Origin of the sequence: Lysobacter sp. Root494 (assembly GCF_001427225.1) — a bacterium.
Lineage (GTDB): Bacteria > Pseudomonadota > Gammaproteobacteria > Xanthomonadales > Xanthomonadaceae > Agrilutibacter.
Map to the genome: position 1 here is coordinate 45,550 of NZ_LMFH01000001.1, position 13,113 is coordinate 58,662.

At 67.1% G+C, this 13,113-nt stretch carries 9 protein-coding genes and 1 pseudogene; 8 read left to right on the forward strand and 2 right to left on the reverse strand.

Annotation, left to right across the window (positions count from 1 at the left end; translation table 11 throughout):
• Positions 1–156: 156 nt before the first annotated feature.
• The 6 genes and pseudogenes from ASD14_RS00195 to ASD14_RS00220 all read left to right on the forward strand — a co-directional run bounded on the left by ASD14_RS00195 (position 157) and on the right by ASD14_RS00220 (position 4,452).
• Entirely contained in the window at positions 157–948 is a 792-nt protein-coding gene (locus ASD14_RS00195) for an ATP-binding cassette domain-containing protein (RefSeq protein WP_056127260.1), read from the forward strand.
• Positions 948–1,697, forward strand: coding sequence for an MlaE family lipid ABC transporter permease subunit (locus tag ASD14_RS00200; protein ID WP_056127262.1), 750 nt, complete (start codon positions 948–950; stop codon positions 1,695–1,697). The genes ASD14_RS00195 and ASD14_RS00200 overlap by 1 nt, the downstream gene beginning before the upstream one ends.
• Before the next feature lie 50 nt (positions 1,698–1,747).
• Positions 1,748–2,200, forward strand: a pseudogene (gene mlaD, locus ASD14_RS00205) (outer membrane lipid asymmetry maintenance protein MlaD); the annotation flags it as partial.
• 68 nt (positions 2,201–2,268) lie between these two features.
• Positions 2,269–2,925 (forward strand): ABC transporter substrate-binding protein, encoded by a 657-nt coding sequence (locus ASD14_RS00210; RefSeq protein ID WP_056128688.1) that lies wholly within the window; start codon positions 2,269–2,271, stop codon positions 2,923–2,925.
• Positions 2,926–2,982: 57 nt separating this feature from the next.
• Positions 2,983–3,264 carry an STAS domain-containing protein gene (locus tag ASD14_RS00215; RefSeq protein ID WP_056127268.1) on the forward strand — a complete coding sequence of 94 codons (282 nt, stop codon included), beginning with the start codon at positions 2,983–2,985 and terminating at the stop codon, positions 3,262–3,264.
• A 63-nt stretch (positions 3,265–3,327) separates the two neighbouring features.
• Positions 3,328–4,452 (forward strand): VacJ family lipoprotein, encoded by a 1,125-nt coding sequence (locus ASD14_RS00220; protein WP_056127273.1) that lies wholly within the window; start codon positions 3,328–3,330, stop codon positions 4,450–4,452.
• 240 nt (positions 4,453–4,692) lie between these two features.
• Here ASD14_RS00220 and ASD14_RS00225 read toward each other — a convergent pair whose 3' ends face one another.
• Both ASD14_RS00225 and gltB read right to left on the reverse strand, forming a co-directional pair.
• A complete protein-coding gene (locus ASD14_RS00225; protein ID WP_056128690.1) occupies positions 4,693–6,195 on the reverse strand; it encodes an FAD-dependent oxidoreductase in 1,503 nt (500 codons plus the stop codon).
• A 214-nt stretch (positions 6,196–6,409) separates the two neighbouring features.
• Positions 6,410–10,921 (reverse strand): glutamate synthase large subunit, encoded by a 4,512-nt coding sequence (gene gltB / locus ASD14_RS00230; RefSeq protein ID WP_056127276.1) that lies wholly within the window; start codon positions 10,919–10,921, stop codon positions 6,410–6,412.
• A 536-nt stretch (positions 10,922–11,457) separates the two neighbouring features.
• On the opposite strand from gltB, the gene ASD14_RS00235 reads away from it, so the two are divergent.
• Complete coding sequence (locus ASD14_RS00235; protein ID WP_343123451.1) at positions 11,458–12,702, forward strand: TCR/Tet family MFS transporter; 1,245 nt, start codon at positions 11,458–11,460, stop codon at positions 12,700–12,702.
• Positions 12,703–12,864: 162 nt separating this feature from the next.
• A complete protein-coding gene (locus tag ASD14_RS00240) occupies positions 12,865–13,098 on the forward strand; it encodes a hypothetical protein (RefSeq protein ID WP_056127280.1) in 234 nt (77 codons plus the stop codon).
• Positions 13,099–13,113 lie beyond the last annotated feature (15 nt).

Sequence of the window (13,113 nt, forward strand, 5' to 3'; positions counted from 1 at the left end):
AAGCGGAGAGAGGGAAGCAGCTCGCGGGGCCTGGTGAAGCGAGCACCACCGCAGCCTGGGCGCTCCGCGTCTGCGACAATGCGCGCCATCTCCTGTTCAGCGCCGCATGGGCATCCTTGCGCGCGTTTTGCCCGCGCGACACCGACCGACCCCGGCATGACCGACACCTCGCCCATCGTCCGCATCGAAAACCTCCGCCTCGACCGCGGCGGCCGGACGGTGCTGCGCGACATCAACCTGTCCGTACCGCGCGGCAGCATCGTCGCGGTGCTGGGCCCGTCGGGCAGCGGCAAGTCGACGCTGCTGTCGGCGCTGACCGGCGAACTGGCGGCCGCGGCGGGTTCGGTCCAGGTGCTCGGCCAGGAGGTGCCGCGCTCGCAGCGCGCACTGCTGGAACTGCGCAAGGGCATCGGCGTGCTGCTGCAGGGCAACGGCCTGCTCACCGACCTCACCGCCGCCGAGAACGTCGCACTGCCATTGCGCATGCATACCAAACTGCCTGCCGCGGTAATCCGCCGTCTGGTGCTGATGAAGCTGCACGCGGTCGGCCTGCGCGCCGCCGCCGATGCGTATCCGCGTGAGCTGTCGGGCGGCATGGCGCGTCGCGTCGCGCTGGCCCGCGCCCTTGCGCTGGATCCGCCGCTGATGATCTACGACGAACCGCTGACCGGCCTCGATCCGATCGCGTCGGGCGTGGTGATGAGCCTGGTGCGCCGGCTCAACGACACGCTCGGCCTGACCAGCATCGTCGTGACCCATCACGTGCACGAGACGCTGCCGATCGCCGACCACGCGGTGGTCATCGCCAATGGCGGCATCGTCTTCTCCGGCACGCCGGACGCGCTGCAGGCCAGCGACGATCCGCTGATCCGCCAGTTCCTCGACGGCGAACCGGACGGTCCGATTCCGTTTGAAAGCCGCGCCTTTTCTTCGGCGGAGGTCGCCTGATGCCGTTCGTTGCCGCCACCCGCGCGATCGGGCGCGCCGGATTGTTCACGCTTTCGGTGCTGCGCGCATCGAAGCCGACCGCGGACTTCTTCCACGAGCTCATCCGCGAGATCTACAAGATCGGCGCGCGGACGCTGCCGATCGTGACCGTGGGCGGCGCCTTCGTCGGCCTGTCGGTGACCTTGCTGGGTTATCGCGCGCTGGACACGTACGGCGCGGCGAACCAGGTCAGCGCGATGCTCGGCCTCGGCATGTACCGCGAACTCGGTCCGGTGCTGACCGCGCTGCTCTTCATCGGTCGCGCCGGATCTTCGATCGCCGCCGAACTCGGCCTGATGCGTGCGACCGACCAGATCACCGCGCTCGGCCTGATGGCGATCGATCCGATCGGCAAGGCGGTCGCGCCGCGCTTCTGGGCCGCGGTGATCTCGATGCCGCTGCTCACCGCATTCTTCTGCAGCCTGGCGATCACCGCCGGCTACTTCGAGGCGGTGCACGTGATCGGCATCGACCAGGGATTCTTCTGGCAGGTGCTCAAGGACAGCGTTGATTTCAACGACGACTTCACGATGGCCTTCGTGAAGTCGGGCGTGTTCGGCGCCACCGCCGCGCTGGTCGCCGCGCACGTGGGTTTCCACGCCGAGCCGACCATCGAAGGGACGTCGGTGGCCACCACGCAGGCGGTGGTGAACGCGTCGCTGCTGGTGCTGATGTTCAACTTCGTGATGTCGGCTTTGTTGTTCCGCTAACGCGTCACCCGGGTGCTCTGCTGCTACCCGGGCTACGAAACAGGTGATCTATGCGTGGTCCAAGAATCGAATTCGCCGTCGGTGCCTTCCTGCTGCTCGCGCTCGCCTCGGTGCTGGTGCTGGCGCTGGCGTCGACCAACCGCAACTGGGGCTTCGGCAGCAACAGTTACGAACTGAAGGCGCGCTTCACCGCGATCGGCGCGCTGCGCCCGAACGCGCCGGTGAAGATCGCCGGCGTCGCGGTGGGCAAGGTGGCCGACATTCAGGTCGACCCGGTTAAATACGACTCCGTCGTGACCTTGGCTATCGACAACAAGTACAAGGACCTGCCCGGCGACACCTCCGCCGGCATCTTCACCAATGGCCTGCTGGGCGAGAGCTACATCGGCCTCAGCCCTGGCGGCGATCCCGAGCCGCTCAAGCCCGGCGACGAGATCTTCATGACCCAGCCCGCCGTCGACCTGATCCAGCTGGTCGGCAAGTACATGTTCTCCGGTGGCGGCAAGCCCGCGGCCGAAGACAACCCCAGCACCGAATCTCCCGCCCCCACGGAAGAACCAAGCCCATGATGATGAAAACCAAGATCCTTTCTCTCGCGCTCGCCGCTGCGTTCGTCGCGGCCGCGCCCGCGGTCACCTTCGCGCAGGCGCAGGCCGCCGCCGCGTCCAAGGCCGGCACGCCTAGCAAGATGGTGCTCGACAACAGCACGCGCATCCTTTCCACGCTCGAATCGCGCCGCGCCGAATTCACCAAGAACCGCGGCGCGTTGCGCCAGTTCATCGCGACCGAATTCAACAGCATGTTCGACCGCGACTACGCCGCCCGCCTCGTGCTCGGCGCGCACGGCCGCGGTGCATCCGATGCCGACGTGAAGCTGTTCGCCGACGCGCTCGCCGATGGCCTGATGTCGCGTTACGGTTCCTCGCTGCTCGACCTCAACACCAGGCTGAAGGTCCGCGTGAAGTCGGAAACCGCGCTGCCCAACGGCCGTGGCGTGCGCGTGTCGAGCGAGTTCCTGCGCCAGGGCGGCGAACCCGTGCCGGTCGACTACTTCATGCGCAACACCGGCACCGGCTGGAAGGTGTTCGACGTGATGGTCGAAGGCGTGAGCTTCGTGCAGACCTTCCGCACGCAGTTCGACGGACCACTTGGCCGCAAGACCATCCCGCAGGTCGCCGCCGACATCCGCGCCGGCAAGCTGCAGGCCGACGCCACGACCAACCAGTAATGCGCGGTGCGGAGCGGCTTCGTCGAAGCCGCTCGGACGCACCCGCCGGATAACCTCATGACCGCCACCTGCACCCGCCAAGACGACACGCTGACGTTCTCCGGCACGCTCGATCGCGCCGCCGTCGCCGGCTTGTGGACGCAGTTGCAGAAGTCGGTCGCCGGCGTGCGCCGCTTCGATCTGTCCGCGGTCGATGGGGTCGATAGCGCCGGCCTCGCCCTGCTCGCCGAAATCGCCGCGCTCGCGGGCGGGCCGGTGAGCGTGCAGGGCCATCCGGCTGGCCTGGATGAGCTGCGTACCGCGTATCGCCTGCAGGACGATCTTTCCTTCGCGGCCTGAGTTTTTGCCCGCCCTGTTTGCGGTAGCGTTGTCGCTGCCGCCTTCTCCTGGACTGCACCCCCAATGCGTTCGAATGGATTCCGACTGACCCTGCTGGCCAGCCTGCTCGCACCCGTTGCTGCCTTCGCGCAGACGGCCGAGCCGCAGACAGCTGCGCCGGCTGCGACTGACAGCAGCGAAGCCGCGCAAGCTGTCGTTGCGCCTGCAACGACGGAAGCCTCCGTTGGAACTCCGGCAGCGGAAGCAACGGGCGCGACCTCGCCGGCGACGCACGAAGTCCCGGCCACGTCGAACGATGCCGATGCCGCCACGCAGGAACGGGTCGCGCAGGAAGATCCGCAGGCCGGGGCCACGACGCAACCGCCCGCCAGCGAGCCGGCGCGTGCGGACGCCGGCGCGCAAACCGATGCCGAGCAGGCCTTCGGCGACATCTACGGCACGCAGGAATTCGCCGACCCCGACCTGCCCGACGCGGCGGTGCTGCCAGGCACCTACGATCCGTGGGAGGGCTACAACCGCCGCATGCACCGCTTCAACAACGCGGTCGACCGTCGCGTGGCGAAGCCGCTCGCGCGCGGCTACGTGCGCGCGGTGCCGCGCCCGGTGCGCCTGGGCGTCAGCAACTTCTTCAACAACCTCAGCCAGCCGCTGACGATGGTCAACAGCCTGTTGCAGGGCAAGCCGAAGCAGGCGGGCCAGGCGTTCGGCCGCTTCCTGCTCAATTCGACCTTCGGCGTCGCGGGCCTCTTCGACCCCGCCACGCGCGCGAACCTGCCGCAGAAGAGCGAAGACTTCGGCCAGACGCTCGGCGTGTGGGGCTGGAAGCGCTCGCGTTACTTCGAACTTCCGCTGTTCGGTCCGCGCACGGTGCGCGACGTGTTCGGCATGGCCGGCGATGCGCCGCTGAGCCCGATGCGGCAGGTGGAAGCCGATCGAATCCGTGTGCCGCTGCAGGGCCTGCAGCTGGTCGACGTACGCACCCAGCTGCTGACGACCGATTCGCTGCGCGAAGGCGCGCAGGATGATTACGCGCTGGTGCGCGATGCGTGGTCGCAGCGTCGCGACTACCAGATCTTCGGCGACCGCGCCTCGAAGGACGGCAAGGACCTGCCCGATTACCTGCAGGAGCAGGAGGACTCGACCGTGCCGATCGATGCGATGCCGGTGCCGGTGCCGGGGAACGGCTGAGCGACCGAATCGCGACGACAAGAAGCCCGGCAAACGCCGGGCTTCTTGATGCTGGCTTCTACCACCGCAGAATCTACCGCGGCTGTGAATATCCCTCCCCCCGCTTGCGGGAAGAGGGATCGCGTTGCGTAGCAACGCACGGTGAGGGGACGTCGACCGCGAAACAAAAGCCCCCTCATCCGCCCTGCCCTCAGCGGCCGTCGCCGCTTCGACCTTCTCCCCGCACGCGGGGAGAAGGAATCAACCCAGCAGGCTGCGCACGATCGCGGCCGCGGCCTCGCGGCCCTCGTAAGCGGCGGTGACGACGAGGTCCGCGCCTCTCACCGCATCGCCGCCGGCGAAAATCTTCGGATGCGCCGTCTGGAACGGTAGCGGGCCTTCCTGCGCCTTACCGCCGCAACCGCCACCGCAGCGCGAACGTTCCTTGCCTACCTTGATGCGGCCATCGCGCTCGAGTTCGATGCCCTGTGCGGCCAGCCACTGCGGCGGATCCGGCTGGAAGCCGAAGGCGATGATCACCACGTCCGCGGCGAGCACCGATTCGCTGCCGGGCACGACCACGGCATTGCGGCGGCCACGCGCATCGGGCTCACCCAGCACGGTGTCGGCGACGCGCACGCCGGTGACCGCTTCGGTGCCGAGCAGGCCCAATGGCTGGCGGTTGAAGAGGAACTGCACGCCTTCCTCGCGCGCATTCGCGACCTCGCGCGCGGAGCCCGGCATGTTTGCTTCGTCGCGCCGATACACGCAGCTCACCTGCGCCGCGCCCAGGCGCACCGCGCTGCGCACGCAGTCCATGCCGGTGTCGCCGCCGCCGAGCACGACCACGCGCTTGCCCTTGAGGTCGGGCAAGGCGATGTGGTCTTCCCAGCCGGCGATCGGCGCGCCTTCCGGATGCAGGCCGCTGACGATGCGGCCGTTCTGCACGAGGAATGGCAGCGCGGGCAGCACGCCGGCGAGGTCCTGTCCCGGCAGGCCGCCATCGGTGTAGCGATAGCTGCCGAGACCGAGGAATACGGCATCGAATTCCTGGAGCAGCGAATCGAGCGTCACGTCGCGGCCAACTTCGACCCCGAGGCGGAACTGCACGCCCATATCGTCGAGCACTTCGCGGCGCACGCGCAGCACCGTCTTGTCGAGCTTGAAGCTGGGAATGCCGAAGTGGAGCAGCCCGCCGATCTCTTCGTAGCGGTCGAACACGATGGCTTCGATGCCGGCACGCGCGAGACGGTCAGCGCACGACAGGCCGGCGGGTCCCGCGCCGATCACCGCGACGCGCTTGCCGGTGGCCACCACGTTGGACAGATCGGGGCGCCAGCCTTCGGCAAGCGCCGCATCGACGATGTACTTCTCCACCGCGCCGATCGTGACCGCGCCGAAGCCGTCGTTGAGCGTGCAGCTGCCTTCGCACAGGCGATCCTGCGGACAGACGCGGCCGCAGATTTCCGGCAGCGGGTTGGTTTCATGACATAGCGACGCGGCTTCCCGCACGCAGCCCTGGCGCGCGAGTTCGAGCCATTGCGGAATGTAGTTGTGCAGCGGGCATTTCCACGAGCAATAGGGATTACCGCAATCGAGGCAGCGGCCGGCCTGCTGCTTCGCCTCGCTGTGGTCGAAGCGACCGTACAACTCGCTCCAGTTGCCGTCCTGGCGCAATGCCAAAGGAATGCGTGCGGGCATCTGCCGCGGCTGCTCGCGGAATCCGAAGACGGGCTTGGCGGTGGTGGGCTTCTTGGTGGACATCTTGCTCATCGGCTCTGGCTCATCATGGCCACGAACGCATTGCCCTTCCGCTCGTCATTCCCGCGAAAGCGGGAATCCAGGGACTTTCGTGCAGATTGCGAGCGAAACAAGAGCAAAGACACTGGATTCCCGCTTTCGCGGGAATGACGAGCAAAAGCAACGGCACCAGCACCAGCACCAGCACCAGCCAGGTAGGAGCAGAAAGCAGCCACCATCACGCAGCCCTCCGCAAGTTTTCCGCCAACGCTTCCAGGCTCGCGGCCTTCGGCTTCACCAGCCAGAACTTGCCGAGGAAATCGCGCATCTCGTCGAGAATCTTCGAAGCCCACGCGCTGCCGGTGTGCGCGACGTGCGCGGTCAGCAGGTCGCGCAGGTGCGAGCGGTAGTTCTCCATCCCGTCGCCGGCGATGCGCAGGATGTCGATCAGTTCGTGGTTGTAGTGGTCGACGAAATCGCGTTCGAGGTCGAGCACGTAGGCGAGGCCACCGGTGAAGCCGGCGCCGAAGTTCTGTCCGGTGCGGCCGAGCACGGTGACCACGCCGCCAGTCATGTATTCGCAGCAGTGGTCGCCCGCGCCTTCGACGACCGCGATCGCGCCGGAGTTGCGCACGCCGAAGCGTTCGCCGGCGCGACCCGATGCGTACAGTTCGCCGCCGGTCGCGCCGTACAGGCAGGTGTTGCCGAGGATCGGCGCGTTGCGCGTCTCGTAGCGTGCATCGGCGGATGGCTTCAGCACGATGCGGCCACCGGCCATGCCCTTGCCGACGTAGTCGTTGGCTTCGCCGGTAAGTTCGAAGTGCAGGCCACCAGCGTTGAACGCGCCGAAGCTCTGCCCGGCGACGCCGTTGAAGCGCACCGTGATCGGCGCATCGGCCATGCCCTTGTCGCCATGCAGGCGCGCGATGCGGCCCGACAGGCGTGCGCCGATGCTGCGGTCGGTGTTGCGGATGGGATAAGCGAATTCGCCGCCGCGCTTGTGCGCGATGGCCTCGCCCAGGTCCGCATCGAGTTGCGCGCCGAGGCCCGTCACCGCGTTCGTCAACGCAGGCACGCCGCAATGGCCGCCATGCACGAGGCCGTCGCTGGCGAGCAACGGCGCGAGATCGGGCTGGCGCTGCCGCACGTTGCCGGCATCGAACTGCTCGAGCAGATCGGTGCGGCCGACGATTTCGCCGAGCGAACGCACGCCCAGCTGCGCCAGCCACTGCCGCACTTCCTCGGCGAGCAGGCGGAAGAAGTTCTCCACGCGCTCGGGCAGGCCGGTGAAATGATCGCGACGCAGCGCATCGTCCTGCGTGGCCACGCCGGTGGCGCAGTTGTTGAGGTGGCAGATGCGCAGGTACTTGCAGCCGAGCGCGATCATCGGCGCGGTGCCGAAACCGAAACTCTCCGCGCCGAGCAATGCGGCCTTGACCACGTCGAGGCCGCTCTTCAATCCGCCGTCGGTCTGCACGATCACGCGATCGCGCAGGTCGTTCGCGAGCAATGCCTGTCGCGCTTCCGACAGGCCCAGTTCCCAGGGCGTGCCGGCGTAGCGGATCGACGAGAGCGGGCTCGCGCCGGTGCCGCCGTCGTGGCCGGAGATGGTGACGAGATCCGCGCCCGCCTTCACCACGCCGGTGGCGATCGTGCCGACACCCGCGTGCGAAACGAGCTTCACCGAAATCAGCGCCTGCGGATTGACCTGGCGCAGGTCGTAGATCAGCTGCGCGAGGTCCTCGATCGAATAGATGTCGTGGTGCGGCGGCGGCGAGATCAGGCCGATGCCCGGCATCGCGTAGCGCAGTCGCGCGATCAGTTCGTTGACCTTGTGACCGGGAAGCTGTCCGCCTTCGCCGGGCTTGGCGCCCTGCGCGACCTTGATCTGCAGCACTTCGGCGTTGACGAGATATTCCGGCGTGACGCCGAAACGGCCCGAGGCGATCTGCTTGATCTTGGACACCTTGCCGGTGCCGTAACGCATCGGGTCCTCGCCGCCTTCGCCCGAATTGCTGCGGCCACCGAGACGATTCATCGCGATGGCGAGCGCTTCGTGCGCTTCCGGCGACAGCGCACCCAGCGACATGGCCGCGCTGTCGAAGCGGCGCACGATGGCCTCGACCGGCTCGACTTCCTCGAGCGGAATGGGTGTCGCGGCGGTCTTCAGTTGCAGCAGGTCGCGCAGCGCGGCGGGCGGACGCTCGTTCACCGCTTCGGCATAGCGTTGCCAGTCGCTCCATTCGCCCGTGCTCACCGCGCGCTGCAGCGAGATGACGACGTCGGGATTGAACAGGTGGTATTCGCCGCCGGGCAGGTACTTCAGCAGGCCGCCGATCTCCGGCAGTGCGTTCGCATTCCAGGCGTGCTCGGCGAGGTGCTGTGCGTCGGCCTGCAGCGCATCGAAGCCGGCGCCATCGATGCGCGCGGGCGTGCCGGCGAAGCACAGGTCGACGACTTCGCGATCGAGCCCGATGATCTCGAACAGCTGCGCACCGCGATAGCTGCCGATGGTGGCGATGCCCATCTTCGAGATGATCTTGAGCAGGCCCTTCTTCACGCCGCGGCGGTAACTGCGGCCGATCTGTGCGACTTCACCGTGTTTCGTTTTCAAAATTCCGCGCACGCCGAGGTCGTGCAGCGTCTGGTAGGCGAGATACGGATACACCGCGGTCGCGCCGAAACCGATCAGGCAGGCGAAGTGGTGCGGATCGCGCGCGGTGCCGGTCTCGACAATGATATTTCCCTTGCAGCGCAGGCCCACGCGAATGAGATGGTGGTGCACCGCGCCGGTGGCGAGCAGCGCGTGCAGCATCAGCTTGTCCGGCTGCGGATAGCGGTCGCTGAGCAGCAGGAAGATCACGCCGTCGCGCACCGCGGCTTCGCATTCCGCGCAGATGCGATGGATCGCGGCTTCCATGCCTTCTTCGGCATCGAACTGCAGGTCGATCACCTGGTGCGCGCCGGCGAACGGCGGCATCGACAGGATCTGCCGCAGCTTGCGCTGCGACATCACCGGCGAATTGAGCATCACGTGGTGCACGGCCTTCGCGCCGCCGCTTCCATCGGGATCGTTCTCATCGACGTCGTCGGCGAAGATGTTGCCTTCCTGCCCGAGCTGCGTGACCAGCGACATCACGCAGTCCTCGCGCAGCGGGTCGATCGGCGGATTGGTCACCTGCGCGAAGGCCTGGCGGAAGCAGTCGTACAGCGGGCGCACCTGTTGCGACAGCACCGCCATCGGCACGTCGTCACCCATCGAGCCGACGGCTTCCTGCTCGCTTTCGGCGAGTGGGCGCAGCACCTGTTCGCGTTCCTCGCGGGTGAGCTGGAAGAGTTTCTGGAAGCGCGCCAGTGTTTCGTGATCGAACGGTTCGGCGGCGAGGCTCGGGTCGATCAGCTCGCTGTGCAGGTAGGTCATGCCCTGCTTCAGCCAGCGCTTGTACGGCGCGCGCGCGCGGTTGATCGCGTCGATGGCTTCGCTGTCGAGGACGACGCCGTCCTGCAGATCAGCGGCGATCATCTCGCCGGGGCCGAGCTTGCCCTTCGCTTCGACGTTGGCTTCGTCGAGGTCGAACACGCCGGCTTCCGAGGCGATCATGAAATGGCGGTCGAACGTCTTCACCCACCGCGCCGGGCGCAGGCCGTTGCGGTCGAGCGTGCACGCGGCGAAGCGCGCGTCGGTGGTGACGATGCCGGCCGGGCCGTCCCACGGTTCGGAATTGATCGCGTAGTAGTCGTAGAACGCGGCGAGGTCGGCGTCCTTGTATTCCAGCGATTGCGTGGCCGGTGGAATCAGGATGCGCATCGCCTTGAGCAGGTCCCAGCCACCGGCCTGCAGCAGTTCGAGCATGTTGTCGAGCGACTGCGAATCCGAGCCGTCGTTGGTGATCACCGGATCGAATTCGCGTGGATCCAGGTCCTTCGTGCGCCACTCGTGCGCGCGCGCCTGCGCCCAGGCGCGATTGCCGGAAATCGTGTTGATCTCGCCGTTGTGCGCGAGCAGGCGGAACGGCTGCGCCAGCGGCCAGCGCGGCGCGGAGTTGGTGGAGAAGCGCTGGTGGAAGACGACGGCGCTGCTCGCCAGTTCCTCGCGCTGCAGGTCGGGATAGAGCTGGGTGAGGCGATCGGGCAGGACCATGCCCTTGTAGCCGATCGCGTGCGCGGAGAGCGTCACCACATAGAAGTCGTCAATGTCGCGCAGGCGCTGTTCGGCGCGGCGGCGGGCGAGGAACAGCGAGTGCTGGAATTTTTCCGGCGTCGGCCGCGCGCCGTCGATGTCGAGCGCGGGCACGACGAACAGCTGTTCGATGCGCGGCATCGAGGCGCGCGCGCGCGCGCCGCAGGCGCTGACATCTACTGGCACCACGCGCCAACCGGCGGCAGCGAGCTGCACTTCGCGCAGTGCGGCGCCGACCGCTTCGCGCGCGCGCGCGGCTTCGGCTTCGTCATGCGGCAGGAACACGAGGCCGGCGGCGTAGAGCTGGCCGAGGGTGATCTTCGCCTCGCCTGCGAGCGCGCGCAGCCACGCGTCGGGCTTGCGAATCAGCACACCGCAGCCATCGCCGCTCAGGCCATCGGCGGCGACGCCACCGCGATGGGTCATGCGCACAAGCGCATCGATCGCGCGCTGTACCAGTTGTTTCGAGGGAGCGTCGTCGAGTTGGGCGATCAGTCCAAAGCCGCAGGCATCGCGCTCGTCGCGCGGGTTGTACAAACCTTGCGGGCCCGATTGGGGGCTGGCGTCCATTGGCGTCCTCGAAACGGTCAGGTGAAGCGGAGCAGCTCCGGTGTTTGCGGAATCTGGGTTGGGAAATCGCAGAGACGGCGTTCCTCGGTTCGCTTGCGCGGTCCGGCCGGCCTGACTCCCTGGATGACCCGACTAGATCATGTTTTGTGCAGCGCCGCAAATGGTTTTTTGCCGGGATAAGTAGTTGAAAGTGAAACTGTTTCGGGCCGTTTCAAAGCGGCGGGCGTCCACCCTCGCCCCGCTTGCGGGAGAGGGACAGCTTCGCGCAGCGAAGCAGGGTGAGGGGCGGGCGCAGCGAAGAAACAAGAACAATGCGCCCTCATCCGCCTTCCGTAGGACGAGTGAACGCAGCAGCTCGCCACTGCGAAGCCGGGCGACTTATCGAAGAGGTTGTTCGTCGGGCTGATGGGCTTCGCCTTGCGGCTCATCCATCCTGCGAAGTCATGAAGCGGCGACGGTACGAACCGCAATTGCTGCCGCTCAACCCCGCAATCCACGCGCTAAACTCCGCGCTCGCAATTCCAAAGCGAATTCCCGTGACCGACACTGCAACCGGCGCGCGCAAAGCCGCGCTGATCTTCATCTTCATCACCGTCCTGATCGACATCCTCGCGTTCGGGCTGATCATTCCGGTGCTGCCGCTGCTGGTGAAGCAGTTCGCCGGCGGCGACACCATCAGCGCCGCGCACTGGATCGGCATCTTCGGCGTGCTGTTCTCGGCGATCCAGTTCGTCAGCGCGCCAATCCAGGGCACGTTGTCGGACCGCTTCGGCCGCCGCCCGGTGATTTTGTTGTCGTGCTTCGGGCTCGGTGTCGACTTCATCTTCATGGCGCTGGCCAACTCGATGCCGTGGCTGCTGGTCGGCCGCGTCATCTCCGCGATCTTCTCCGCGAGTTTCACCACCGCCAATGCTTACATCGCCGACATCACGGCGCCGGAGAAGCGCGCGCAGGCGTTCGGCATGCTCGGCGCGGCGTTCGGCCTGGGCTTCATCGTCGGGCCGGTGCTCGGTGGATTGCTGAGCGAAGTCGACCTGCGCTTCCCGTTCTGGGGTGCGGCGTTCCTGGCGCTGTGCAACTTCGTCTATGGCTGGTTCGTGCTGCCCGAATCGCATCCGCGCGAGCATCGTTCGGCGAAGTTCGACTGGCGCCATGCCAATCCGCTGGGCTCGCTCAAGCTGCTGCGCAGCTACCCGAAGATCTGGGGACTGGCCGCGGTGGTCTTCCTGATCAATCTCGCCCACTTCGTCTATCCGAACATCTTCGTGCTGTTCGCCGACTACCGGTTCCAGTGGCACCCCAGACAGGTCGGCATGGTGCTGGGCGTCGTTGGCCTGTGCGGCGTGATCGTGCAGGCAGGACTGGTGAAGCACGCGGTGAAGGCATGGGGCGAGCGGCGTGCGCTGATGTTCGGCCTGTGCGCGGGCGTCGTCGGCTTCACGATCTATGGCTGGGCGCCGAGCGGTGCGTGGTTCCTCGCCGGCATTCCGATCATGGCGTTCTGGGGCTTCGCGATGCCGGCGACGCAGGCGCTGGTGACCAAGCAGGTCGATCGCACGATGCAGGGCCGCGTGCAGGGCGCGCTGAGCAGCCTGATGAGCCTGGCCGGCATCCTCGCGCCGCAGTTCTACACGGGCATCTTCGCGTTCTTCATCAGCACGCAGGGTGTGCTGCACCAGCCGGGCGCGCCGTTCTGGGCCGCGGGTCTGCTGCTGGTGGTGGCGCTGGGCATGGCGTGGCGCTTCGCGCGCGCCCCGCAGGGCGTGCCGCAACCGGCGTGATCTTTGCAGCACCGCGCCTGCGCGGTGCTGTTGGCTTTCTCGCCAAAGATCAAAAGCGCCCCGCGCAGGCGAGGCGCTACAAGACCGTGGGACGCGAAGACGACGCGCGGCTCACGGGTGCCGCGCGACACTGCATGCTCCCTCGCGACACGGAGCATCGCCATGGCCCGTTGCGACGTCTGCGGCAACGATTACGACAAGGCATTCACCATCGACGGCCCGCGCGGGCGCGGCACCTTCGACGCGTTCGAATGCGCGATCCACGCACTGGCGCCGGTCTGCGCGCACTGCGGTTGCAAGATCATCGGGCACGGTTCCGAGCACGACGGCCGGTTCTACTGCTGCGCGCATTGCGCGCGCGAATCGGGCGTGCGTGGGCTGGACGACAGGGTCTGAGGCGAGGCTGCGCGC

Coding starts and splice junctions, on each gene's coding strand:
- ASD14_RS00195 (WP_056127260.1), top strand. CDS start 157: ATGACCGACACCTCGCCCATCGTCCGCATCGAAAACCTCCGCCTCGAC.
- ASD14_RS00220 (WP_056127273.1), top strand. CDS start 3,328: ATGCGTTCGAATGGATTCCGACTGACCCTGCTGGCCAGCCTGCTCGCA.
- ASD14_RS00225 (WP_056128690.1), bottom strand. CDS start 6,195: ATGTCCACCAAGAAGCCCACCACCGCCAAGCCCGTCTTCGGATTCCGC.
- ASD14_RS00200 (WP_056127262.1), top strand. CDS start 948: ATGCCGTTCGTTGCCGCCACCCGCGCGATCGGGCGCGCCGGATTGTTC.
- ASD14_RS00240 (WP_056127280.1), top strand. CDS start 12,865: ATGGCCCGTTGCGACGTCTGCGGCAACGATTACGACAAGGCATTCACC.
- ASD14_RS00210 (WP_056128688.1), top strand. CDS start 2,269: ATGAAAACCAAGATCCTTTCTCTCGCGCTCGCCGCTGCGTTCGTCGCG.
- ASD14_RS00215 (WP_056127268.1), top strand. CDS start 2,983: ATGACCGCCACCTGCACCCGCCAAGACGACACGCTGACGTTCTCCGGC.
- gltB (WP_056127276.1), bottom strand. CDS start 10,921: ATGGACGCCAGCCCCCAATCGGGCCCGCAAGGTTTGTACAACCCGCGC.